At 73.3% G+C, this 22,554-nt stretch carries 19 protein-coding genes; 12 read left to right on the top strand and 7 right to left on the bottom strand.

The window, feature by feature from the left end:
- Positions 1-168: 168 nt before the first annotated feature.
- Positions 169-1,059, bottom strand: coding sequence for an alpha/beta fold hydrolase (locus tag ACIA8F_RS36035; RefSeq protein ID WP_399385250.1), 891 nt, complete (start codon positions 1,057-1,059; stop codon positions 169-171).
- Positions 1,056-1,718, bottom strand: coding sequence for a DUF998 domain-containing protein (locus ACIA8F_RS36030; RefSeq protein WP_399385254.1), 663 nt, complete (start codon positions 1,716-1,718; stop codon positions 1,056-1,058). The genes ACIA8F_RS36035 and ACIA8F_RS36030 overlap by 4 nt, the downstream gene beginning before the upstream one ends.
- Before the next feature lie 279 nt (positions 1,719-1,997).
- On the opposite strand from ACIA8F_RS36030, the gene ACIA8F_RS36025 reads away from it, so the two are divergent.
- From ACIA8F_RS36025 to ACIA8F_RS36010, 4 genes are all read left to right on the top strand, one after another.
- Complete coding sequence (locus ACIA8F_RS36025) at positions 1,998-2,531, top strand: hypothetical protein (protein ID WP_399385249.1); 534 nt, start codon at positions 1,998-2,000, stop codon at positions 2,529-2,531.
- A gap of 90 nt (positions 2,532-2,621) precedes the next feature.
- Positions 2,622-4,322, top strand: a complete 1,701-nt coding sequence (locus ACIA8F_RS36020; protein WP_399385248.1) for a multicopper oxidase family protein — start codon at positions 2,622-2,624, stop codon at positions 4,320-4,322.
- Positions 4,323-4,487: 165 nt separating this feature from the next.
- A complete protein-coding gene (locus ACIA8F_RS36015; protein WP_399385247.1) occupies positions 4,488-5,759 on the top strand; it encodes a DUF4352 domain-containing protein in 1,272 nt (423 codons plus the stop codon).
- A 63-nt stretch (positions 5,760-5,822) separates the two neighbouring features.
- Positions 5,823-7,577, top strand: a complete 1,755-nt coding sequence (locus ACIA8F_RS36010; protein ID WP_399385246.1) for an NAD+ synthase — start codon at positions 5,823-5,825, stop codon at positions 7,575-7,577.
- Positions 7,578-7,612: 35 nt separating this feature from the next.
- Here the strand turns inward: ACIA8F_RS36010 and ACIA8F_RS36005 are convergent, their stop codons facing one another.
- Positions 7,613-8,641, bottom strand: coding sequence for an endonuclease/exonuclease/phosphatase family protein (locus tag ACIA8F_RS36005; RefSeq protein ID WP_399385245.1), 1,029 nt, complete (start codon positions 8,639-8,641; stop codon positions 7,613-7,615).
- Between the two features lie 285 nt (positions 8,642-8,926).
- Here ACIA8F_RS36005 and panB point away from each other — a divergent pair, with 285 nt between their 5' ends.
- The 3 genes from panB (at position 8,927) to ACIA8F_RS35990 (ending at position 11,777) form a co-directional block, all read left to right on the top strand.
- Complete coding sequence (gene panB / locus ACIA8F_RS36000) at positions 8,927-9,787, top strand: 3-methyl-2-oxobutanoate hydroxymethyltransferase (RefSeq protein WP_399385244.1); 861 nt, start codon at positions 8,927-8,929, stop codon at positions 9,785-9,787.
- A gap of 110 nt (positions 9,788-9,897) precedes the next feature.
- Positions 9,898-10,929 carry an ATP-binding cassette domain-containing protein gene (locus ACIA8F_RS35995; protein WP_399385243.1) on the top strand — a complete coding sequence of 344 codons (1,032 nt, stop codon included), beginning with the start codon at positions 9,898-9,900 and terminating at the stop codon, positions 10,927-10,929.
- The gene (locus tag ACIA8F_RS35990; RefSeq protein WP_399385242.1) at positions 10,926-11,777 is read left to right on the top strand and encodes an ABC transporter permease; all 852 of its coding nucleotides are present in this window, start codon (positions 10,926-10,928) and stop codon (positions 11,775-11,777) included. Before ACIA8F_RS35995 ends, ACIA8F_RS35990 begins: the two co-directional genes overlap by 4 nt.
- 60 nt (positions 11,778-11,837) lie before the next feature.
- Here the strand turns inward: ACIA8F_RS35990 and ACIA8F_RS35985 are convergent, their stop codons facing one another.
- Entirely contained in the window at positions 11,838-15,476 is a 3,639-nt protein-coding gene (locus tag ACIA8F_RS35985) for an AfsR/SARP family transcriptional regulator (RefSeq protein WP_399385253.1), read from the bottom strand.
- A 72-nt stretch (positions 15,477-15,548) separates the two neighbouring features.
- On the opposite strand from ACIA8F_RS35985, the gene ACIA8F_RS35980 reads away from it, so the two are divergent.
- Positions 15,549-16,373 (top strand): site-2 protease family protein, encoded by an 825-nt coding sequence (locus ACIA8F_RS35980; RefSeq protein WP_399385241.1) that lies wholly within the window; start codon positions 15,549-15,551, stop codon positions 16,371-16,373.
- A gap of 25 nt (positions 16,374-16,398) precedes the next feature.
- Here the strand turns inward: ACIA8F_RS35980 and ACIA8F_RS35975 are convergent, their stop codons facing one another.
- Complete coding sequence (locus ACIA8F_RS35975) at positions 16,399-16,593, bottom strand: hypothetical protein (RefSeq protein WP_399385240.1); 195 nt, start codon at positions 16,591-16,593, stop codon at positions 16,399-16,401.
- 173 nt (positions 16,594-16,766) lie between these two features.
- On the opposite strand from ACIA8F_RS35975, the gene ACIA8F_RS35970 reads away from it, so the two are divergent.
- Positions 16,767-18,887 carry a TerD family protein gene (locus ACIA8F_RS35970; protein WP_399385239.1) on the top strand — a complete coding sequence of 707 codons (2,121 nt, stop codon included), beginning with the start codon at positions 16,767-16,769 and terminating at the stop codon, positions 18,885-18,887.
- A gap of 74 nt (positions 18,888-18,961) precedes the next feature.
- On the opposite strand, the gene npdG is transcribed toward ACIA8F_RS35970, so the two are convergent.
- A complete protein-coding gene (gene npdG / locus ACIA8F_RS35965) occupies positions 18,962-19,675 on the bottom strand; it encodes an NADPH-dependent F420 reductase (protein WP_399385238.1) in 714 nt (237 codons plus the stop codon).
- Positions 19,676-19,834: 159 nt separating this feature from the next.
- Between npdG and ACIA8F_RS35960 the strand changes: the two genes are divergently transcribed.
- On the top strand, positions 19,835-20,440 hold the full coding sequence (locus ACIA8F_RS35960; RefSeq protein WP_399385237.1) for a hypothetical protein: 606 nt from the start codon (positions 19,835-19,837) through the stop codon (positions 20,438-20,440).
- Positions 20,441-20,529: 89 nt separating this feature from the next.
- Here the strand turns inward: ACIA8F_RS35960 and ACIA8F_RS35955 are convergent, their stop codons facing one another.
- On the bottom strand, positions 20,530-20,769 hold the full coding sequence (locus ACIA8F_RS35955; RefSeq protein ID WP_399385236.1) for a hypothetical protein: 240 nt from the start codon (positions 20,767-20,769) through the stop codon (positions 20,530-20,532).
- A gap of 59 nt (positions 20,770-20,828) precedes the next feature.
- Here ACIA8F_RS35955 and map point away from each other — a divergent pair, with 59 nt between their 5' ends.
- Positions 20,829-21,686 carry a type I methionyl aminopeptidase gene (map, locus tag ACIA8F_RS35950; RefSeq protein ID WP_399385235.1) on the top strand — a complete coding sequence of 286 codons (858 nt, stop codon included), beginning with the start codon at positions 20,829-20,831 and terminating at the stop codon, positions 21,684-21,686.
- A 148-nt stretch (positions 21,687-21,834) separates the two neighbouring features.
- The gene (locus ACIA8F_RS35945) at positions 21,835-22,482 is read left to right on the top strand and encodes a heme oxygenase (biliverdin-producing) (RefSeq protein WP_399385234.1); all 648 of its coding nucleotides are present in this window, start codon (positions 21,835-21,837) and stop codon (positions 22,480-22,482) included.
- The last annotated feature ends 72 nt before the right edge of the window (positions 22,483-22,554 follow it).

Raw genomic sequence — 22,554 nt, 5'->3', positions numbered from 1 at the left:
CCAGCGCCGACTCCCGCGGCTCCACCCTCGAGAACCGGTGAGCGAACCGCTCATGCAACTCCGACAACCCAGCCGACCACACACGGGCATCCGCCTGTACCGACCCCCACCCCATATCCACCACAACGCCAAAACTGCCCAACCGTCAACGAAAGAACCGTTGCAGTACTAGGCCTCCTGGGCCCGCGCGTACAGGACCGCCCGCGCCACTTGGTGCGGGCGGTCCAGCATGACCAGGTGTCCGGCCGGCTCCGCGACCACGAACCGGGCTCCCAGCGTGTCGGCCAGCGCCGCCTGGCGCCCCAGCCAGCGCAGGTCCGGGCGGCGCGCACCGGGGTCGTGGCCGGCCAGGACGGTGACGGGCGCGGTCAGCGGCAGCGCGGCGCGCAGGGCCAGCACCTCGGCGGCCGTGTCGGGGTAGCGGGCGTTCTCCAGCAGGGCCCCGCGCCAGACCCGGCCGGTCCGGTAGCAGCGGCGTACGAGGTCCCGCGCGGCCGGGTCGGCGCCGCCGGCGCGGGATGCCCGTACGGCACTCCGGCGGGCCCAGGGGCCCAGCGCGGCCGGCAGCCCGGCGGCGGTCACGGCCCGGCCGAGCAGCCGGGCGGCCCCGGTGCGCACCCCGGCGGGCAGGACCGTACGGGGCCGCTCCTCGACGCTGGCGTCGACCAGCACCAGGGCGGCGGTGCGCCCGGGGTGGAGCCGCGCGAAGGCCTCGGCGTGGAACCCGGCCAGGGAGTGCCCGGCCACGGTGACGGGTTCGGCGCCCAGACCCAGCACGTCGAGCAGCCGGGCGATCCGGTGCGCCTCCCCGGCGGCGGTGGGCGGCCGTACGGCGGGGGCGCTCAGCCCGTGCCCGGGACGGTCGAAGCGGACGACGGTGCGCCCGGCGGCGACGAGCAGCTCCGCCACCGGGTCCCAGTCGAACCAGGCCATGGCGAGCCCGGCGCTGAGGACGACCGGGGGTCCGGAGCCCTCCACGAGGACGTGCAGCACCGCCCCGTCGGGGCCGGGGAGGCGTACGAACCTCCCGGGGGCGGCCCCGGCGGCCGGTCCGCTCATGTGCGGCGTTCCCGGTGGACGGAGTACGCGAGCAGGCCCAGCCAGACGGCCACCAGCAGCACTTGGAGCCGCTGCCCGGCGCCGAGCGCCCAGGTGCCGTGCCCGGCGGTGAACAGGGCGATGGAGACCAGGGTCCAGACGGTGGCGAGCAGTTCGAGCACGACGAGCGCGGGCCCGGACCGCGCGAGCGGGGCGAGGCGGCCGTAGCGGCGGGCGGCGAGCGTGAGGGCCACGATCCCCACGAGGGCGCCCGTCATGGCGAGACTGCTGCTGACGGCGTGGGCCTGATGGGTGGCGGGCACCAGTCCGGCGGTCTCCCGCGCCGCGCATACGGGGTCCACGGTCGGCGTGCAGCTCAGCGGCAGCCAGGCGTCCGCCGCGGTGGCGGCGCCGAAGAGGGTGATTCCGGACCAGCCGGCGACGGCCCACGGGCGGCGGGGTTCGACGCGTCTCGCGAGGCGGACCAGGGCCAGCAGGCCGCCGAAGAAGACGAGGAGCCCGGCGGTGAAGTCGGTGGCCCGGAACAGGCCGCCGAGCGGCTGGTCCTGGGCGGCGAGTTCGCTGACGTACGTCTCGATGGGGTTGAGGCCCGTGGCGAGGACGACTTCGAGGACCCACGCGGTGTAGGCGGCGGCGCCGAGACCGACGAGGAGCGCCACGGCGCGGGCACCGGCCCGGGACGCGGGGGCGGGACCCGTCGCGGCGGAGAGGCTGTTCACGGACGTCCAGGATCTCCGGGAGTTCACGGGCTTCAGGTGCTTGAGCGGGTCCTCGGGGTCTCCGGGACGGTGCGGGTCCAGGGGGATCAGCGGATTCACCGGGTCCAGTGGATTCAGTGGATTCAATGGCGGGTCTTTTGTTGACATAGTGTGACTAATCCTAAGCGCGGCCGGGCCCGCTCCTCCGGTCGGATACCCACCCCGGGTAGGGTTCCCCGCATGACCCGCCCCGCCCCGCGCACGCAGCGACAGGCAGTCCGGTGGCCCCGGCTGCTGCTGTTCGCCGCGCTGCTGCTGGGCATTGCGGGCATGCACACGCTGGGCCATCCGACACCGGCCCACGCCATGGACGACGTACCGTCGGTCCGTTTCGTTCCCCCGGGCGGGCATACGCCGTCCGGGTCGGAGCACGGCGGCGGCCTGACCGGCCTGAGCGGCCTGACCGTGGAATCCATGCCGGACATGGCCGCCCCGGCCGCCCCCGGCGCGGCGGTCACCCGAGCCGATCCGGACGTCACCGTCGCCCTCCCCACCGCCGCGGCTCCGCGCCCGCAGCACACCGGCATGGATCCCATGTCGGTGTGTCTCGCCGTGCTCGGCGCCCTCACCCTGCTGGTCCTCGGAGCCGGACTGGCCGGCCCGCGCCGTACCGCGCCGCTCGGGGGTGCGGCACGCGCGCCGGGCCGGTCCGGCGGTCCGGACCCGCCGCCGCCCCGCGAACTGCTCACCCTGCTGGTGGTCCTGCGCGTATAGGCCGGGCTCCGTCGTCGCCCCCGCATGCCTCCGGGGCGGCGGCAGACGGTGCCCACCTGCCCGCTTCACACCATCACGAGGTGTTCCGCCATGCGCTCTTCTTCCCTGCGCACGTCTCCTCCCTCTGCTCCTTCTACTCCCTCTGCTCCCTCCTCCTCGCCCTCCCCCTCCCGCCGCGCCCTCCTCGGTGCCGGCGCCGCGCTCGCCGGTTCCGGGCTGCTCGCCGCCTGTTCGGGCTCCGGCATGGCCGGCATGGACCACGGCGCCGGATCCACGGGCAAGGGGGCCTCCTCCCCCGCCCCCGGCGGCTACGTGGACCCGGCGGGCGCCGAGGTGCGGGCCGCCGAGGCCGCCCGCAAGGCCACCGGCCCGCGCACCGAGGTCCGGCTGACGGCCACCGCCACCCCGCTCGACCTCGGCGCCGGCCGCACCGTCCGCTCGTGGGCGTACGGGGACAAGCTCCCGGGCCAGGAGGTCCGGGTCACCGCGGGCGGCACCCTCGCCCTGACCCTGGCCAACCACCTCCCCCAGGCCACCTCCCTGCACTGGCACGGCCTGGCGCTGCGCAACGACATGGACGGGGTACCGGGGCTGACCCAGCGGGACATCGCCCCGGGCGGCTCGTTCGCGTACGAGTTCGCCGTCCCGCACCCCGGGACGTACTGGTTCCACCCGCACTCCGGGGTCCAGCAGGACCGCGGCCTGTACGCGCCGCTGATCGTCGAGGACCCCAAGGAGCCCCTCTCCTACGACAAGGAGTGGGTGGTCGTCCTGGACGACTGGGTCGACGGGGTGGACGGCTCCACCCCCGACGCCGTGCTCGGCGAACTCCGCAAGGGCATGCCCATGAGCCCGGGCGGCGGCCATTCAGGCCACGGCGCAGGCTCCGACCCCGGCTCCGGCTCCGACTCCCACGGCATGGCCGCGCCCGCACCCGCGGCGAGCGGCGGTCCCTCCCGGGTCCTCATGGGCGGGTCCAGCGAGGTGCTCGGCAAGGATCCGGGCGATGTCGCGTACCCGCACTACCTGGTCAACGGCCGCACCCCCGAGGACCCCTCGGTCTTCACCGCCCGTCCGGGCGACCGGATCCGGCTCCGGATCATCAACGCGGGCGGGGACACCGCCTTCCGGATCGCCCTGGGCGGCCACGCATTGACGGTCACCCACACCGACGGCTTCCCCGTCGAGCACGCCGCCGCCCGCTCCCTGCTGCTGGGCATGGGCGAGCGCTACGACGTCCTGGTGACGGCGGGCGACGGGGTGTTCCCGCTGACCGCGCTCGCCGAGGGCAAGGGGGACGCGGCCTCGGCGCTCGCGGTGCTGCGCACCGGTGCGGGGACGGCTCCGACCGCCGCGACCCGGCCCGCCGAGCTGTCCGGGGCGCCGCTGACGGCGGACGCCCTGAAGGCGGCGGAGCCGGTGGCCCTGGCGGTGCGCGAGCCGGACCGCACGGTGCGGATCAAGCTGACCGGCGGCATGGCGGCGTACGACTGGGCCTTCGACGGCAAGCCGTACACCCCGGAGCAGCGGCACCCGGTGAAGGCGGGGGAAAGGGTCCGGCTGGAGTTCGACAACTCCACGACGATGTGGCACCCGCTCCACCTGCACGGCCACACCTTCGCCCTCGGCGGCCGGCCGGGCGGGGCCCGCAAGGACACCGCGGTGGTGCTGCCGAACCGGAGGCTGACGGTGGACTTCGACGCCGACAATCCCGGTCTGTGGATGGTGCATTGCCACAACGTGTACCACTCGGAGGCCGGGATGATGACCGTCCTGGGCTACCTGCGCTAGCCGGAACCCGCCCCGGACCGGGCCGCCGACGTGCCGCGACCGGCGCGCCGACGGCCCGGCCGGGGCGGCCCGGAGGGGGCTTAAATCCCCGGCGGGGGGCGCGAATTCCATGACAGGGTGGTGATCGTCACGCGCCGATTGCGACCTGAAGGACTCCCCGCCGGTATGAGCACCCCGCCGAACCCGCCCAGCACCCCGTCCGGCCCGCCGACGGAGCCCGCGGGCACTCCCGCACCCGAGGCGGCACCCATACCGGCGCCCGCGCAGCCCCTGTCGCTCGACAAGCCCCAGGCCCCGTCCTTCGACAAGCCCGCGGCCCTGACGCCGTCCCAGCCCCTCGCCCCGGCCCCGTCCTTGACCGAGGACCCTGCGCAGCCGGACGCGGCCCAGGACCAGCCCCCGGCGCCGTCGGCCCTCGCGGCCGAGCCCGCGGACGCCGTCCCGGCGGCCGCCGCCGCCGTCCCCGCTCCCGCCCCCGGTTCCTTCGCTCCGGTCGCCCCCGGCCCGGTGGCCGCCGCCGCTCCCCCGGCGCACGCGTGGGGAGCCCCGTACGGCGCCCCCGGCGCCCCCGCACCCGCCAACCCCTGGGCTACGCCCACCGGCGGCTACCCCGGCGGCCCGCAGGCGTCCGGCTTCCCGGCGCCCCCGCCCGCCACGAACGGCCTGGCCGTCGCCGCCCTGCTCCTCGGGCTGTTCGGCATCTTCGTCGGCCTGGTCCCCTTCTTCTTCTGGGCCGGCGCCCTCCTCGCGGTGACCGGCTTCGGCATCGGCATCGCGGCCGTACTCAAGTCCCGCCGCGGCGCCCCCCGCGCCACGATGGCCGCGTTCGGCACCGCCCTCGGCCTCCTCGGCATCGGCGCTTCCGTGGGCGGCTGGTTCATCACCACGACCGTCATCGACAAGATCGACCGGAACATCGCCGACAGCCGCTCGGCGGACTACGACGAGGACTACGACTACGACTACGGCGACGGGTCGGACGCCCCGAGCGCCCCGGCGAGCCCGGCCCCCAAGGCCTCGCCCTCCGACATCCCGGGCCGGACCTCGGCCCTGGCCTGGGGCAAGCCCTACACCTACGAGGACGGGGTCCAGGTCACCGTGCTGGGCGCGGCCCCGTACAAGCCGTCCTCCACGGCCTACCCGGCCGAGGCCCGCAACGGCAACGCGGCCAAGGTGACGGTGAAGATCGTCAACAACTCGGGGGCCGCCCTCGACGTCAGCCTGGCCCTCCCGCACGCCCGCGACGACCAGGGCACCGAGGCCGAGATGGCCTTCGACGGCTCCGTGCCGAAGATGTTCAAGGGCTCCGTCATGGCCGGGGAATCGATGACCGGAACCTTCGCCTTCCTGGTGCCCGAGGGCACCAAGAGCCTGCACTTCGAGATCGCTCCCGACACCGAGTACGAGGACGCGGTCTGGAGCGGCCCCATCGGCTGAACCGGAGACTCCGGCCGGCAACTCCCAGGACATCGCGTCAGAAAGACGATTAGACTGGGCCGCGTGCCTCAACTACGCCTCGCTCTGAATCAGATCGACTCGCAGGTCGGCAACATCGCCGCCAATGCCGACTCGGTCGTCCACTGGACCCGGCACTCCGCCGAACAGGGCGCCCACCTGGTGGCGTTTCCGGAGATGGTGCTGACCGGGTACCCCGTCGAGGACCTCGCCCTGCGCGGCTCCTTCGTCGAGGCCTCCCGGGCGGCGCTGCTCGACCTCGCGCGGCGCCTGGCGGCCGAGGGCTTCGGGGACCTCCCGGTCGTCGTCGGCTACCTCGACCGTACGGAGAAGGCCGCGCCCCGGCTCGGCCGTCCGGCCGGCTCCCCGGAGAACGCGGCCGCCGTGCTGTACGGCGGGCAGGTCGTCCTGCGCTTCGCCAAGCACCACCTCCCCAACTACGGGGTCTTCGACGAGTTCCGGTACTTCGTGCCGGGCGACACCCAGCCGGTGATCCGGGTGCGGGGCGTGGACGTGGCCCTGGCCATCTGCGAGGACCTCTGGCAGGAGGGCGGGCGCGTCCCCGCCACCCGCTCCGCCGGGGCCGGGCTGCTGATCTCGGTCAACGCCTCCCCGTACGAGCGCGCCAAGGACGACCTCCGCCTGGAGCTGGTGCAGAAGCGCGCCCGGGAGGCCGGCTGCACCCTCGCCTACCTGGCGATGATCGGCGGCCAGGACGAGCTCGTCTTCGACGGGGACTCGATCGTCGTCGACCCCGCCGGCGAGGTCATCGCGCGCGCCCCGCAGTTCTCCGAGGGCTGCGTCCTGGTCGACCTGGACCTGCCGGCCGCTTCGGCCACCCCCGTCGAGGGCATCGTGGACGACGGCCTGCGCATCGACCGGGTGATCCTCACCGAGGAGCCGGTGGAGCCGTACGAGCCGGTCGTGACGGGCGGCTACGCCGACCGGCTGGACGACGACGAGGAGGTCTACGACGCGCTGGTCGTGGGGCTGCGCGCGTACGTCCGCAAGAACGGGTTCCGGTCGGTCCTGATCGGTCTCTCCGGCGGCATCGACTCCGCGCTGGTGGCCGCGATCGCCTGCGACGCGATCGGCGCGCAGAACGTGTACGGCGTCTCGATGCCCTCCAAGTACTCCTCGGAGCACTCCCGGGGCGACGCGGCCGAGCTGGCGGCGCGGACCGGCCTGAACTTCCGGACCGTGTCGATCGAGCCGATGTTCGACGCGTACATGGGCGCGCTGGGCCTGACCGGGCTCGCCGAGGAGAACCTCCAGTCCCGGCTGCGCGGCACCCTGCTGATGGCGCTCTCCAACCAGGAGGGCCACATCGTGCTGGCCCCGGGCAACAAGTCGGAGCTGGCCGTCGGCTACTCCACCCTGTACGGGGACTCGGTGGGCGCCTACGGCCCGATCAAGGACGTGTACAAGACGGACGTCTTCCGCCTCGCCGAGTACCGCAACCGGGCGGCGGCCGAGCGCGGCGAGACCCCGCCGATCCCGGAGAACTCCATCGTCAAGCCGCCGAGCGCCGAGCTGCGCCCCGGGCAGGTGGACACGGACTCGCTGCCGGACTACCCCGTGCTGGACGGGATCCTGGCCCTGTACGTGGACCGCGACCAGGGCCTGGAGGCGATCGTCGAGGCCGGTTACGACCCCGAGCTCGTCGCGAAGACCCTGCGCATGGTGGACACCGCCGAGTACAAGCGCCGGCAGTACCCGCCGGGCACGAAGATCTCCGCGAAGGGCTTCGGGAAGGACCGCCGCCTGCCCATCACGAACGGCTGGCGCGAGCAGGCGTAGCGGTCCCCCGAGCAGGCGTGGCGGTCCCCCGCCCCCTACGGCTTCACGGTGACCCGGGCGGCGATCGGGAGGTGGTCGCTGCCCGTGCGGGGCAGGGTCCAGGAGGCTTCGGGGGTGACGCCGCGGACCAGGATCTGGTCGATGCGGGCCATCGGGAACTGCGCGGGCCAGCTGAAGCCGAAGCCGTCGCCGGACGCGCCCTGGGTGGAACGCAGCTGCGAGGTGACCTCGGACAGGGCCCGGTCGTTGACCGTTCCGTTGAGGTCGCCGAGCAGGATGACCCGGCGCAGCGGTTCGGCGGCGAGCGCGGCGCCGAGGGCGTCGGCGCTGTTGTCGCGCTGGTTGGCGGTGAAGCCGGCGTTGAGCTTGACGCGGACCGAGGGGAGGTGGGCCACGAAGGCGGCCACCTCTCCGTACGGGGTCTTCACGGTGGCCCGCATGGCCCGGGTCCAGCCCATCTTGATGTCGACGGGCTGGCTGGCGATCAGCGGGTACTTGCTCCAGAGCCCGACGGTCCCCTCGACCGAGTGGTACTTGTACGTGGCGGCGAGGGCCTTCTCGTACACGGGGACGGCGCTGCCCTTGAGCTCGGTCAGGGCCAGGACGTCGGCCCCGGACTTGGCGACGGAGGCGGCGGTTCCGGCCGGGTCGGTGTTGTCGGCGTCGACGTTGTGGGTGGCGACCGTGAGGTTGCCGCCGGCGTGCGCCTTGTCGGTGACCAGGCCCCCGAAGAGGTTCACCCAGACCGCGGCGGTCAGCAGTATCGCGATGAGCGCGGTCGCGGACTTGCGGAAGAGCGCGGCGGCGAACAGCACCGGGACGGCCAGGCCCAGCCAGGGCAGGAAGGTCTCGGTGAGGCTGCCGAGGTTGCCGATGTCGTTGGGCAGCTCGGCGTGGAAGATCATGACGAGCGAGATCAGCACGGCGAACGCGGCGAGGACGATCCCGCGGCGCCAGATGCCCGGATCGCGCCGCAGCTCGGCCAGCCGGCGCCGGAGACCCGCTCGGGAGGGCTCGGGCTCCGAGCCGTTGCTCCCGGTCTCCGTCATGTACGCCTGTGCCATGCCACTGCCCTCACTGCCATGCTCGCGCTCCGTCCCCGCCTCTTGACCCTAGGCGATGTACAGGGCGTTCCGCGCCGATTGCCTCGGCCGTACGTCCGGGAGGACGAACGGCCCAGCGGCCGGGGTTCCGCTTGTCACCAAACGCGCACATTGACCTGCGGTGCGCCCGCCGCGGCGAACCGGGCCCCGTGGCACTTCCCGCCCGGGCCCCGGGAGTGCCACCATGGGTGTGAGTCCGGGGACGCCGTAAGGGCGCCTCGAGATGAACATCAAGGAGCAGTTGCAATGACGCATGCCGTTTCGCCTGCCCGCGAAGCCGCCTCCCCCACCCTGTACGGAGGCTCGGGCACCCGGCGCATCACCGTCCGCGACCTCACCCTCGCCAAGGAACGCGGCGAGAAGTGGCCCATGCTCACCGCCTATGACGCCATGACGGCGAACGTGTTCGACGAGGCCGGCATCCCGGTCATGCTCGTCGGCGACTCGATGGGCAACTGTCACCTCGGCTACGAGACCACCGTCCCGGTGACGATGGACGAGATGACACTGCTGTCGGCGGCCGTCGTACGCGGCACCAGCCGGGCCCTGATCGTCGGCGACCTGCCCTTCGGCTCCTACCAGGAGGGCCCCGTACAGGCGCTGCGCAGTGCCACCCGGCTCGTCAAGGAGGCCGGGGTCGGCGCGGTGAAGCTGGAGGGCGGCGAGCGTTCGCTGGCCCAGACCGAGCTGATCGTGCAGTCGGGCATCCCCGTCATGTCCCACCTGGGCCTGACCCCGCAGTCCGTGAACGCCATGGGCTACCGGGTGCAGGGCCGCGGCGACGAGGCCGCGCACCAACTGCTGCGCGATGCGAAGGCGGCGCAGGACGCGGGCGCCTTCGCGGTGGTGCTGGAGCTGGTGCCGGCCGAGCTGGCCGCCGAGGTCACCCGGTCCCTGCACATTCCGACGGTCGGCATCGGCGCGGGCTCGGAGTGCGACGCGCAGGTGCTGGTGTGGACGGACATGATGGGGCTGACCGGCGGCAGGATGCCGAAGTTCGTCAAGCAGTACGCGAACCTGCGGGCGACGATGGGCGACGCGGCGAAGGCCTTCGCCGAGGACGTGGTCGGCGGAACGTTCCCGCAGGAAGAGCACGCCTTCCACTAGTCCGTCCGGTGGTCCGACGGCAGCCCGCCCGCGGTCTCCGATGTTCTGTCGGTGCTCTGTGGGCGGGCTGTCGGATAATTGTCGGCGCTTTGTCAGTGGCATCTGGTCCCATGGTGGGCATGACGCGAAACGACAAGAATCCCCTGAACGGCTCGAACGCCGTAGAGGTCCGGGGGCTGGTCAAGCACTACGGCGAGACCAAAGCCCTCGACGGTGTGGACCTGGACGTCCGCGAGGGAACCGTGCTCGGGGTCCTCGGCCCGAACGGCGCGGGCAAGACCACCCTGGTCCGCATCCTCTCCACCCTGATCACGCCCGACGCCGGCACCGCCCGGGTCGCCGGCTTCGACGTGGTCCGCCAGCCCCGGCAGCTGCGCCGGACCATAGGCCTGACCGGCCAGTACGCCTCGGTCGACGAGAAGCTCTCCGGCTGGGAGAACCTCTACATGATCGGCCGGCTGCTGGACCTGTCCCGCAAGGACTCCCGCACCCGCGCGGACGAGCTGCTGGAGCGGTTCTCCCTCACGGACGCCGCCAAGAAGGCCGTGATGACCTACTCCGGCGGCATGCGGCGCCGGCTCGACCTGGCCGCCTCCATGATCGGCAGCCCGGCCGTGCTGTACCTGGACGAGCCGACCACCGGTCTGGACCCCCGCACCCGCAACGAGGTGTGGGACGAGGTGCAGCGGATGGTCGCCGAGGGGGCCACCGTCCTGCTCACCACCCAGTACATGGAGGAGGCCGAGCAGCTCGCCAGCGAGCTGACGGTCATCGACAAGGGCCGGGTCATCGCGAACGGCAAGGTCGACGAGCTGAAGGCCCGCGTCGGCGGCCGGACCCTGCGGATCCGCCCCACCGACCCGTCCGAGCTCCCGGGCATGGCCCGCGCCCTGGCCGAGGCCGGTCTGGACGGGGTGGCCGGTTCCCAGGCCGTCCCGGACGAGGGCGCCCTGCTGGTGCCGATCCTGGCCGACGAGCAGCTGACCGCGGTGGTGGGCCTGCTGGCGGCCCGCGGGTACGGCATCTCCGACATCAGCACCTACCTGCCCAGCCTGGACGAGGTGTTCCTGTCCATCACCGGACAGAAGCCCACCGTCCAGGACTCCGTCCCCCACCAGCAGACCGAGGAGGTCGCGGCATGAGCACCGTAACCACGACGAAGCCCAGCCCCACCGCGGCCGCCCCGGCCGGCGGGCCCGTCCTCGCGGACGAGGGACGGATCGGCCTGCGGGGCAACCTGCGCCACATCGGCGCCCTGGCCCGGCGCAACGTCCTGCAGATCAAGCAGGACCCGGAGTCGATGTTCGACGTCCTGTTCATGCCGATCATCTTCACGCTGCTGTTCGTCTTCGTCTTCGGCGGCGCGATCTCCGGCAAGGGCAACCAGGGCGAGTACGTCAACTACGTGGTCCCGGGCCTGATGGCGATGATGGGCATGAACATCGCCATGGGTGTGGGCACCGGAGTCAACGACGACTTCAAGAAGGGCGTGATGGACCGCTTCCGGTCCATGCCCATCGCCCGCTCCTCGGTGCTCATCGCCAAGATCGTGGTCGAGCTCGGCCGGATGATGGTGGCCATCGCGATCCTGCTCGGCATGGGCTTCCTGCTCGGCCTGTCCATCAAGGGCTCGGTACTGGACCTGTTCCTGTCCATCGGGCTGTCGGCGGTCTTCGGTTCCTCGCTGATGTGGATCTTCATCCTGCTGGGTCTCACCATGAAGACCCCGCAGGCGGTCCAGGGCATGGCGATGCTGGTCCTGATGCCGCTCCAGTTCGGCAGCTCGATCTTCGCCCCGCCGACGACGATGCCCGGCTGGCTGCAGAGCTTCACCGACGTCAACCCGCTGTCCAACCTGGCCGACGCGGCCCGCGCCCTGATCAACGGCACCCCGCTCGGCAACTCCGTGTGGATCACGCTGGCCTGGTCGGTCGGCATCACGCTGGTGACGATGCCGCTCGCCGTGCGCAAGTTCCGCCAGAAGACCTGATCCGCCGGCCGGTCCGCTCCGGATCGCGTCCCGGGCGGGCCGCGTGAGCCCGCGGCCGGATCAGACGAGGGCGGTGGCCTCCTCCAGGGTGAGGCCACCGCCTTCGGCGTACGCCGCCTCGTACGCGGCGTCGCCGAGCGCGGCCCGGGCCAGGCCCTCGGCCTGCTCCAGGTCCGCGCGCTCGGTGGTGACCGGGAAGTGCCGGGGCGGCAGCTGGGCGCGGTAGGCGCCGATCAGCCGCGCAGCCTCGTACGCCCGCTGCGGGCCGCCGAGTCCGGCGTGGGAGAGGGCCGCGTTGAGCAGGTAGACCGCCGGCAGCTGGGGGGCCATCAGCAGGGCGAGCGGGTCCCGGACGGCCGCCATGGCCTGCCGGATCAGGACGAGGGCGTCCTCGTACTTGCCCTCCTGGTTGTCGAGCCAGGCCATCGTGCCGAGCACGAACCCGTCGAAGACGGCGTACGCCCCGAAGGAGAACTCCTCGCGGAGGGACTCCAGCTGCGCCCGGGCCTCCCCGGTGCGGCCGGTGCGGCCGTACACCCCGGCGAGGAACATCCGGGCGGCGGGCCTGGCCTCGTTGCCGACGTGCTGGATCGTGGGGAGCAGATCGGTGAGCAGCCGCTCCGCCTCCTCGACGTGGCCGTCTTCCACGAGGGTCCCGGCCATCCGCACTTGCAGGACCGTGACCTGGGCCTTCGCGCCGAGCCGCCGGGCGTGCTCGATGGCCGCACGGAAGTCCTCGGCTGCCAGGGCGTACTCGCCGTGCTTCTCCCGGGCCTCGGCGCGCGCGGAGAGCGCCTCGGCGCAGCCCCAGTCGTCGCCGAGCTCGCGGAACACGGCCAGGCTCTCCTCGGCGTCGCGGGCGGCGTCGCCGGCCCAGTCGGCGCGGTTGGCCAGCACGTTGGCGCGCAGCTGGAGGGAGGAGGCCAGTTCCCAGCGGTAGCCGAGCCCGCGGGCCGTCTCGACGGTCTCCTCGATGACCTCGCGGAGCAGGACCGGGTCCCCCGCGATCATCACGGCGTAGATCCACAGGACCCCGGGGGCCACGCAGGTCTGCGGCAGGCCGGGGCGGTAGGCGGCGAGCATGCCGTCGACCTGGGTGCGGATCTCCGGGCTGGACCAGCTGACGTCGGTCTGGTCCTGGGCGGCCAGGCACATGATCCGGATGCCGCGCCAGGCCTCGGTGAGCAGTTCGCCCTCGTACGGCGGGGGCGCGTCGACGACCCGCTCGTAGACGGGCTCGGCGGGAACCACGGGGGCGGCGAAGGGGTCGGGGCCCAGGGCCGCGGCGGCCGCGGACCAGTGGCGCAGCTCCGTGCGCAGGTCGTGCATCTGCCAGTACCAGACCAGGGAGTGCAGCAGGCAGAGCACCTCGCCCACGTCCTGGAGGGCGACGGCGCGGCGCATGGCCGTACGGAGGTTCTCGTACTCGGTGACGATCCGGTCGGCGGCCGCGCGCTGGCCGTGGCCGCGGAGCAGCGGCTCGGTGGTGCGGGCGAGTTCGCGGTAGTGGGTGAGGTGGCGGCGCTCGGTGGCGGCGCGGTCGTCGCCGGCCTCGGCGAGCCGCTCGGAGGCGTACTCGGCGACGGTCTCCAGGAGGCGGTAGCGCATGCCGGCGGCGTCGGGGGCGGCGACGACGAGGGACTTGTCGACGAGCGAGCCGAGGAGGTCGGCGGCGTCGAGGCCCTCGGCGGCGTCGGTGCAGACGGCCTCGGCGGCGTCGAGGTCGCAGCCGCCGGCGAAGACCGACAGCCGGCGCAGGACGGCCCGTTCGGGCTCGTCGAGGAGGTCCCAGGACCAGTCGACCACCGCGCGCAGGGTCTGCTGGCGGGGCAGATGGGTGCGCGAGCCGCCCGTCAGCAGCCTGAACCGGTCGTCCAGCCGGTCGGCGATCTGCCGGGGGGTGAGCAGCCGCAGCCGGGCGGCGGCCAGTTCGATGGCGAGCGGCATCCCGTCGAGCCGGCGGCAGATCTCCACGGCGGCGGCCGGGTCCTCGTCCACGGTGAACCCGGCCCGGGCGGCGGCCCCGCGGTCGTCGAGCAGCCGGAGCGCGACCGGGTCGGGCAGCGGGTCCACCGGCCGCAGGGTCTCCCCGGGCACGCCGAGGGGTTCGCGGCTGGTGGCCAGGATCTGGACACCGGGGCAGCGTGCGAGGACCTCCTCGGCGAGGCGGGCCGCGGCGTCGACGACGTGCTCGCAGTTGTCGAGGATCAGCAGCATCCGGCGCCGTGCGCAGTGCTCCGCGAGGCGGTCGAGGGGGCGGTCCCCGCGCTCGGTGAGCACCCGCATCTCCTCGGCGGAGCCGCCGCGCAGCTTGGTCTCCCGGGCCCCGAGCGCGAGGAGCACGGCCTCGGCGACGTCCTCCGGGTCGTCCACGGGAGCCAGCTCCACGAACCACACCCCGTCGGCCCAGGCGGGGGTGGGGGCGGGCCCGCCGGCGTCGGGGCCGGTGCCGCGCCCGGTGCCGGAGCGCCCCTGAGCGGTGCCGGTGCCTCCGGCGGTGGAGGGGTGGTCGGCCGACGCGTGCTCCGGGGTGGTGGGCCGGGCCTCCGGGGTGCCGCGGCCGGCCCGTGCGTGGGCCTCGGCGGCCTCCTGCGACAGCCGGGTCTTGCCGGCGCCGCCGGGTCCGAGCAGGGTGACGAGCCGCGCCCGGGCGAGGTCCTCGCCGATGACCCGGATGTCCTCCTCCCGCCCGACGAAGGTGGTCAGCCGCATCCGCAGATTCCCCGCACCCGGGGCAGCCGCCGGGTGCCCCGCCGCCCCGCTCCCGTACGGGGTCGCGGTCCCCGCCTGCCCGGCCGCACCGGCACCGTCGGCCCCGGCGGGGTGGCCGGAGGCCGCCCGGTCCGGGCCGGACGGGGCCGCGGCGGTGGTTCCCGCGGCGGGCTGCGCCGCGGGGTGCGGCTCGGTGGGGCCCGTGGCGGAGCCCGGCGCGGGCCCGGGGGGCGCGGTGGAGGCGAGTGGGTGCTCCCGGGGCGGCGGGGCTCCCGTGGGGCGGGGGCGCGGGGTGGGGGTCAGGAGGGCCGTGTGGAGGGTGCGCAGGGTCGGGCCCGGGGTGGTGCCCAGGCGGGTGGCCAGGTCCCGGCGGACCGCCTCGTAGGCGGCCAGCGCCTCTGCCGGGCGTCCCGCGTCGCGCAGGGCCCGGATGCGGAGGGCCTGGAGGGGTTCGTCCAGCGGCAGCCCCGCGCACAGTGCGGTCAGCTCCGGCAGGACCCGTTCCGCCTCCCCCAGCGCCAGCGCCGCGTCCAGGCGGCCCCGGCGCGCGTCCAGCCGTAGCGCCTCCCAGCGGGCGGCCTCCGGCCCGGACGCGGGCAAGGAGCTCAGCGGCTCGCCCCGCCACAGGGCGAGGGCCTCGTCGTACAGGGCGGCCGCCTGCGCCGGGGAGGCCTGCGCCGCCGCCCGCGTCAGCCGCTCGAAGCGGTACAGGTCGATGTCGTCCCGGGCGGCGACGAGCCAGTAGCCGCCTTCCCCGGAGCCCACCGCCTCGCGCCCCAGGGCCCTGCGCAGCCGGCCCACCAGTGCCTGGAGCGCCGCGGGGCCGTCGGCGGGCGGGTCGCCGTCCCACACCTCTTCGACGAGCGAGGCCGCCGGCACCGCCCGCCCCGGCCGCAGCGCGAGCGCGGTCAGGAGCGCGCGCAGCCGCGCTCCGCCGACGGGCACCGTGCTCCCGTCGTCGCGGATGGCCTGGGTGGTGCCGAGCATCGCGTAACGCACCGGCCCATTGTCTCCGGCCCGGAGCCCCCTCGGGCGCCGCCTCCGGGATAGGTTCGCCGTATGGGTCCCCAGGGCAGTCAGAACCGCAGCCACCACCACACGCACGACCGAGGCGATCGACGGATCAGTCCGGTGTTCCTCGGCATCTTCGCCGTCATGGCGGTGACGGGGTGGGCCGTGTGGACGGGGTACTCGACCAGCACCGGGCTGGCCGTCTTCCTCTTCGTCACGTCGGCGTGGATCGTCTCCCTGTGCCTGCACGAGTACGCGCACGCCCGTACCGCCCTGCACAGCGGCGACCTCAGCGTCGGCGCGAAGGGCTACCTGACGCTCAATCCCCTCAAGTACACGCACGCGCTGCTCAGCATCGTCCTGCCCGTCCTCTTCGTGATCATGGGCGGTCTGGGCCTGCCCGGCGGCGCGGTGTACATCGAGCGCGACCGGATCGAGGGCCGGTGGCGGCACAGCCTCATCTCGGCGGCGGGCCCGCTGACCAACGTCGCGTTCGCGGCCGTCTGCACGGCCCCGTTCTGGCTGCACGCCCTGGACGGGGTCCCGGTCCCGTTCCGCTTCGCGCTGGGTTTCCTGGCGCTGCTCCAGGTCTCTGCGGCGATCCTGAACTTCCTGCCGGTCCCGGGCCTGGACGGCTACGGCATCATCGAGCCCTGGCTCTCCCACCGGGTCCGCCGCGAGGTGGCGCCGCTGGCTCCGTTCGGGCTGCTGGCGGTCTTCGCACTGCTGTGGATCCCGGAGATCAACGCGTTCTTCTTCGACGCCGTGTACAACGTGCTGTCCGCACTGGGCGTGGGCGAGCTGGAGGCGTACTGCGGCCGCGACCTCTACCAGTTCTGGCAGGACACCAACGGCTTCTGCCAGGCCTCCTAGGCCCGACGGGCGGACGGGCCCGCGCTCAGCCCGCGTTGCGGGCCGCCGCCGCGGTCTTCTCGATCTTCGCCTTGCGCACGTAGTACCACGCGATGTTCGACGTGATGCCCGCCATCATCACCCACACGATCCCGAGCAGGCTGCCCTCGACGAAGGAGACCACTGCGGCGGCCACGGCGAGGACGCAGAGGACGACGGCGAACACGGCAAGGCGGGGCATGGCGGGGGCTCCTCGAAGACACTGAGCGGTTCAAGCCCCTCCAGTGTCCCCCATGCCCCGGCGTGCTCCCGTCCGGCTGATTTCCGCCATCCCGTGATCTTTTCCCCCTCCCCCCGCTACGGTTCGCCCCAGACGCACCGCGCACGGGGGTGCGGAAGGACCGGGGGGAAGACATGCAGGAGATCCCGAAGGGCGCGAACGTCAGCCTGACCGCCCTCAGCGAGGACGCCGGGGCGGTCGTCGTGAGCCTGGGCTGGAGCAGCGCTTCGGGGGCGGGCGACGCCGACGTATCGGTGCTGCTGCTGGACGAGAACGGCAAGGTCCGCGACGAGAACGACTTCTACTTCTACAACAACCCGGCGGCCGCCGACGGAAGCGTGCAGCTGTTGGGCAAGGTGCCGTCCGACAACGGCGACGAGGACCGCATCAGCCTGGACCTGACGGCGGTCCCGGAGGGGGTCGTACGGATCGTCGTGGCGGCCAGCCGGTACGCCGGCGCGCGCTTCGGCGACCTCGACGACCTGCGGATGACGGTCGCGGACCGCTCCGGGGAACCGCTGGTCGGCTACTCCATCGACGACGCGGGGGTGGAGACCGCCTTCATCTTCGGCGAGCTGTACCGGCGGGGCGAGGAGTGGAAGTTCCGCGCGGTCGGCCAGGGGTACGAAACCGGCCTCGCGGGACTCGCCACGGACTTCGGCATTCCGGTGCTGGAGGAGGCCGAGGAAGCGGAGGAGCCCGGGGCTGCCGCAGAGGCCGGGGAGACAGGGGCCGCCGGGGAGACCGGGGCAGTCGTGGAGACAGGGCTCGCGGATGCCGGGGAGCCGGCGGCAGCCGCCGGCCCGGCACGGACCCCGGGCGCCGATCCACTGGCCGGTCCCGTAGCCGAACCGGCCCCCGCACCGGTCGCCGAGGCCGCCGCCCCGGGCGCCGTACCGGCGCAGACCCGCGGGCGGGGTCCCCGTACGACCAGGAAGAAGGTCACCCTGCCCAAGGTGGCCAAGAAGTCCCTCGCCGAGAACGAGTCCTGGAGCCAAGCCCGCCTGTTCCCCGTCCCCTCCCTGAAGAGCGACCGGGAACGGGAGGTGCGCGCCACCTCGGTCCTGCTGTCGGTCATGGCGCAGGTGCCGGAGTTCGGCCGCCGCCTCACCGCCGGGTTCGGCGCGCCCGCCGGGCGGATGCAGACCTTCACCGAGGTCTCCCTCCCGCACGGGGACACTCCGCGGCGCCCCGACGGGGTGATCCGGGTGGAGCGCGCGGGCAAGCTGTGGACGGCGCTCGTGGAGACGAAGACGAACGGCAACCCGCTCAAGGCGGAGCAGGTCCAGGCGTACATGGACATCGCCGCGCGCCGCGGCTACGAGGCCGTGATCACCCTCTCCAACGACGTGGCCCTGGAGGGCCGCCCCATGGTGGAGGTGAAGGTCGACGGCCGGCGCAAGCACAAGGTCAGCCTCTGGCACCTGTCCTGGGCCGAGGTCGCCCACCAGGCGCAGCTGCTGATCCGGCACGAGGGCGTGGGCAACGCCGCGCACGCCTGGCTCCTCCAGGAGCTCCTGGAGTACCTGCGGCACGAGCAGTCGGGCTGCCACGGTTTTCAGAACATGGGCGCCGCCTGGGTGCCCGTGCGCAAGGGCATCGAGGACGAGACCCTCGGTCTCGGGGACGCCCGGACCGTGGAGGTGGTGGAGAGCTGGGAGCGGCTCATCCGCCAGGTGTGCCTGCGGCTGGGCGGGGAGCTCGGGCAGAAGGCGCTGCCGGTGCAGCGGGCCCGGCGGGGCAGTGATCCGCAGGCGCGGCGGGTGGCGGCGGCGGAGCGGCTGTGTGCGGACGGGAAGCTCTCCGCGGAGCTGCGCGTGGACGGGGCCAGCAGTGTCATCGCGGTGAGCGCCGACCTCAGGACCTCCAAGGTGCGGACGTCCGTCGACGTGCCGGCGCCGGAGGGTGCGTATCCGCTGGTCATGGTGAAGCGGCTGCTGAAGCTGCTCGACGGGGCGCCGGCGGACCTGCACGTGGAGAGTCTCCTGGAGGCGGGCCCGGGCGCCGGGGCGGGGCCGGGGAGCGGGCCGCGCGGGACGCTGGAGCGGCTGCGGCCCGAGCCGGGTGATCTGCTGCCCGCGGACGGCTCGGCCGTCGTCGGTTTCCGGCTGTCGCTGCTCAAGGGGATGGGGAGCACGCGGGGGAACACGGAGTCCGGGTTCATCCGCAGCGTGGACGATGCCGTGGAGCGCTTCTACCACGGTGTGGTGGCGCAGCTGGGACCGGTCGAGGGGCGTATCGGGCGGCGCGGCTGAGGGGTGCCCCGGGGCCACCCGGGACGTCGGGTCCGGGTGGGCCGGGGGGCGGGTGGTACCGGGGGCCGGTGGGGTCAGACGTCCGTGATGCGCAGGCCCGCGTGGGCCTTGTAGCGGCGGTTGGTGGAGATGAGGTTGGCCACCAGGGATTCGACCTGGTGGGCGTTGCGCAGGCGGCCCGCGAAGACTCCGCGCATGCCCGGGATCCGGGCGGCGAGGGCCTGCACGATGTCGGTGTCGGCGCGGACCTCGCCGAGGACCATCACGTCGGTGTCGATCTCCTCGATCGACTCGTCCTGGAGGAGGACCGCGGAGAGGTGGTGGAAGGCCGCCGTGACGCGGGAGTCCGGCAGGAGCGCGGCGGCCTGCTGGGCCGCGCTGCCCTCGTCGACCTGGAGGGCGTACGCGCCCTGCTTGTCGAAGCCGAGGGGGTTGACGCAGTCGACCACGAGCTTGCCCGCGAGCTCCTCGCGCAGCGATTCCAGGGTCTTGGCGTGGCCCTCCCACGGCACCGCGATGATCACGATGTCGCTGCGGCGCGCGCATTCCGCGTTGTCCGCGCCCTCCACCCCGAGGCCGAGCTCGTCGGCGGCGGTCCGCGCGCGGTCCGCGGCACGGGATCCGATGATCACCTTCTGCCCGGCGCGGGCGAGCCGGTAGGCCAGGCCGCGGCCCTGGTCGCCGGTGCCGCCGAGGACGCCGACGACAAGGCCGGAGACGTCGGGGAGGTCCCACGGGTCCTTGGCGGGGGCCTTCGCGGGCTGCTGGGTGCTGTCTGTGGAGGTCATGGGGGCGAGGGTAGCCGCGAGATCGTCAGAGGCGAATGCACGGACGCCGCGAGATGCCGAAGTGGGCCGGAGATGCCGAAGTGGGCGGGGGGGTGGCGGTCGGGCGGGAGATGGGGGGAACGGCTCCCGTTTGTCCCTTCCATGCGGCAGGATGCCGATATGGACGCAGTGAGAGTCGCGCTGCTGCGCGAGGTGCTCGCCGGTACGGAGTGGCCCGGCGCCGCGCGCCGGTTCGCCGGAACGCTGCGCCGGTCGGTGGTTCCGGCCGGCGGGAACCTGCTGCTGGTCGGCACCGAGCAGTACGAGCCCTGGCACCTGGCGGCGCACCTCGTCGACGAGGCCGCCTGGTCGGGACTGCCGGAGCTGGCGCCCACGCTCGTACGCCACCGGGTGCTGCCCGGTGACGCCCCGCACCTGTCGGTCGGCCTGAGCCGGCTGGAGGCGGCCCGGCGCGGTCACACCCTGCTGGTGGTGGCTCCGGAGCAGCCCGGGGACGGGCTGCTGGAGCGGGTGCACGACGCCCGGCGCGCGGGGGCGACCGTACTGTCCCTGGACGGCGGGGACGCGGATCTGGGGACGCTCGCGCACGAGGCGCTGTCCGTACCGGCCGGGGCCGCCGAGCTGGACCTGGACACGGTGCAGCACCTGGTCAGCGCGGCGGCCGGGGAGAACAGCATGCCGGTGCAGCGCGGGCCGAGGCGGTTCCGGGACCGGCTGGCGCGGCTGGCCGACCAGCTGGCCGCGCCGCCGCCCAGCCGCTGGTAGCCGGAGTCCCGGTTGGCCGGGGAGTCCCGGTTGGCCGGGGGCCCGGTTGGCCGAGGGGTCCCGGTTGGCTGCCGAGGGGTCCCGGTTGGCTAAGGGGTCCCGGTGCCCTCTTCCGTCTCGCGGGTCTTGTCGTTCCATTTGGGGTCGTTCTGCCATTCGAGATTGCGCTCCTGCGCCGTCTCCATGGCGTGGTTCGCCTCTTCGGGTGTCGCGTAGGGGCCGAAACGGTCCTTCGCAGGGCAGTCGGGGCCTTCCTCGACCTTCTTGTGGACCAGGCAGTAGTACCACTCGCCGGCTTTGCCCACCTGGCGCTTCTTGAACAGGGCCATCGTCAGGCTCCTCTCTCTGTCGCCATGCTGCCCCATACCCGCTCGATACACTCGCTCGTATGTCTGGCCAGTCGCTGCTCGTACCAGGCGAGCTCACTCCCGTCCGTTCCGTTCCCGGAAACATCCGCCGGCCCGAGTACGTGGGCAAGCCCGCGCCCACTCCGTACACCGGACCGGAGGTGCAGACGGCCGAGACCATCGAGGCCATGCGCATCGCCGGCCGGATCGCCGCCCAGGCGATGGAAGAGGCCGCCAAGCTGATCGCACCGGGGGTGACCACCGACGAGCTGGACCGGGTCGCCCACGAGTACATGTGCGACCACGGCGCCTACCCCTCGACGCTGGGCTACCGCGGTTTCCCCAAGTCCCTGTGTTCCTCCCTCAACGAGGTCATCTGCCACGGGATCCCCGACTCGACCGTCCTTCGGGACGGCGACATCGTCAACCTCGACGTGACCGCGTACATCGGCGGGGTGCACGGCGACAACAACGCCACGTACCTGTGCGGGGACGTGGACGAGGAGTCGCGGCTGCTCGTGGAGCGCACCCGCGAGGCTCTGAACCGGGCCATCAAGGCCGTACGGCCGGGCCGGCAGATCAACATCATCGGCCGGGTCATCGAGTCGTACGCGAAGCGCTTCGGCTACGGCGTCGTCCGGGACTTCACCGGTCACGGAATCAACTCGTCCTTCCACTCCGGCCTGATCGTCCCGCACTACGACAGCCCGCACGCCACCACCGTCATCGAGCCCGGGATGACCTTCACCATCGAGCCGATGCTGACCCTTGGCACCCACGAGTACGACATGTGGGAGGACGGCTGGACGGTGGTCACGAAGGACCGGAAGCGGACCGCGCAGTTCGAGCACACACTGGTGGTCACGGACACCGGGGCGGAGATCCTCACGCTGCCCTGATCCCCGGGAAAACATTCCGCGGAGGTTTTTACCGACAAGGCGTCGGGAACACATTGACTTAGGTAAGCCTAAGTAGGAGGATCGGGTGTGGCGGCACGGCCGCCGCGCCCGGCTCCCCCTTTTTCTTCCGATTCCTCGGAGGTCCGTCTTGGACGCCTTCTCCACCGTCATCCGTGTCGCCTCGCACGAGCAGCACACCGAGGCGGAGACCTCGACCTTCATGAGCGACCTGCTCGGCGGCCGCCTCGGAGTGGACGCGTACACGCGCTACACCGAGCAGCTGTGGTTCGTGTACAAGGCCCTGGAGGACGCAGCGGAGGCCCTGAAGGACGACGCCGTCGCCGGGCCGTTCATACAGCCCGAACTGATGCGCCTCGCCGAGATCGAGCGGGACCTGGCCCACCTGCGGGGTCCCGCATGGCGCGAGAGCCTGGTAGCGCTGCCCGCCACCGAGGCCTACGCGGCCCGCGTGGCCGAGTGCGCCGCCACCTGGCCCGGCGGTTACGTGGCCCACCACTACACCCGCTACCTCGGCGACCTCTCCGGCGGCCAGATCATCCGCGACAAGGCCGAGCGGACCTGGGGCTTCGCGCGCAAGGGCGACGGCGTGCGCTTCTACGTCTTCGCGGACATCTCCAACCCGGCCGCCTTCAAGCGGACCTACCGCGAGCTGCTGGACACCATCGCCGCGGACGACCTGGAGAAGCAGCGCATCATCGACGAGTGCAAGCGCGCCTTCGACTTCAACGGCGCGGTCTTCCGCGAGCTGGGCGAGCAGTTCCCGCTCAGCGCGTAGCGCCTGCGGCGGGCTGAACGGGGAAGGGGGGCGGGCCCGTCGGGCCCGGCCCCCTTCTGCGCTGCCCCCCCC

Source organism: Streptomyces sp. NPDC051563, assembly GCF_044454225.1.
Classification (GTDB): Bacteria; Actinomycetota; Actinomycetes; order Streptomycetales; family Streptomycetaceae; genus Streptomyces.
The sequence above is the reverse complement of the archived record's forward strand: the minus strand, read 5'-3'. Positions and strand labels throughout refer to the sequence as shown.

Coding starts and splice junctions, on each gene's coding strand:
- ACIA8F_RS36035 (WP_399385250.1), bottom strand. CDS start 1,059: ATGAGCGGACCGGCCGCCGGGGCCGCCCCCGGGAGGTTCGTACGCCTC.
- ACIA8F_RS36025 (WP_399385249.1), top strand. CDS start 1,998: ATGACCCGCCCCGCCCCGCGCACGCAGCGACAGGCAGTCCGGTGGCCC.
- ACIA8F_RS36020 (WP_399385248.1), top strand. CDS start 2,622: ATGCGCTCTTCTTCCCTGCGCACGTCTCCTCCCTCTGCTCCTTCTACT.
- ACIA8F_RS36015 (WP_399385247.1), top strand. CDS start 4,488: ATGAGCACCCCGCCGAACCCGCCCAGCACCCCGTCCGGCCCGCCGACG.
- ACIA8F_RS36005 (WP_399385245.1), bottom strand. CDS start 8,641: ATGGCACAGGCGTACATGACGGAGACCGGGAGCAACGGCTCGGAGCCC.
- panB (WP_399385244.1), top strand. CDS start 8,927: ATGACGCATGCCGTTTCGCCTGCCCGCGAAGCCGCCTCCCCCACCCTG.
- ACIA8F_RS35995 (WP_399385243.1), top strand. CDS start 9,898: ATGGTGGGCATGACGCGAAACGACAAGAATCCCCTGAACGGCTCGAAC.
- ACIA8F_RS35990 (WP_399385242.1), top strand. CDS start 10,926: ATGAGCACCGTAACCACGACGAAGCCCAGCCCCACCGCGGCCGCCCCG.
- ACIA8F_RS35985 (WP_399385253.1), bottom strand. CDS start 15,476: ATGCTCGGCACCACCCAGGCCATCCGCGACGACGGGAGCACGGTGCCC.
- ACIA8F_RS35980 (WP_399385241.1), top strand. CDS start 15,549: ATGGGTCCCCAGGGCAGTCAGAACCGCAGCCACCACCACACGCACGAC.
- ACIA8F_RS35975 (WP_399385240.1), bottom strand. CDS start 16,593: ATGCCCCGCCTTGCCGTGTTCGCCGTCGTCCTCTGCGTCCTCGCCGTG.
- ACIA8F_RS35970 (WP_399385239.1), top strand. CDS start 16,767: ATGCAGGAGATCCCGAAGGGCGCGAACGTCAGCCTGACCGCCCTCAGC.
- npdG (WP_399385238.1), bottom strand. CDS start 19,675: ATGACCTCCACAGACAGCACCCAGCAGCCCGCGAAGGCCCCCGCCAAG.
- ACIA8F_RS35960 (WP_399385237.1), top strand. CDS start 19,835: ATGGACGCAGTGAGAGTCGCGCTGCTGCGCGAGGTGCTCGCCGGTACG.
- ACIA8F_RS35955 (WP_399385236.1), bottom strand. CDS start 20,769: ATGGCCCTGTTCAAGAAGCGCCAGGTGGGCAAAGCCGGCGAGTGGTAC.
- map (WP_399385235.1), top strand. CDS start 20,829: ATGTCTGGCCAGTCGCTGCTCGTACCAGGCGAGCTCACTCCCGTCCGT.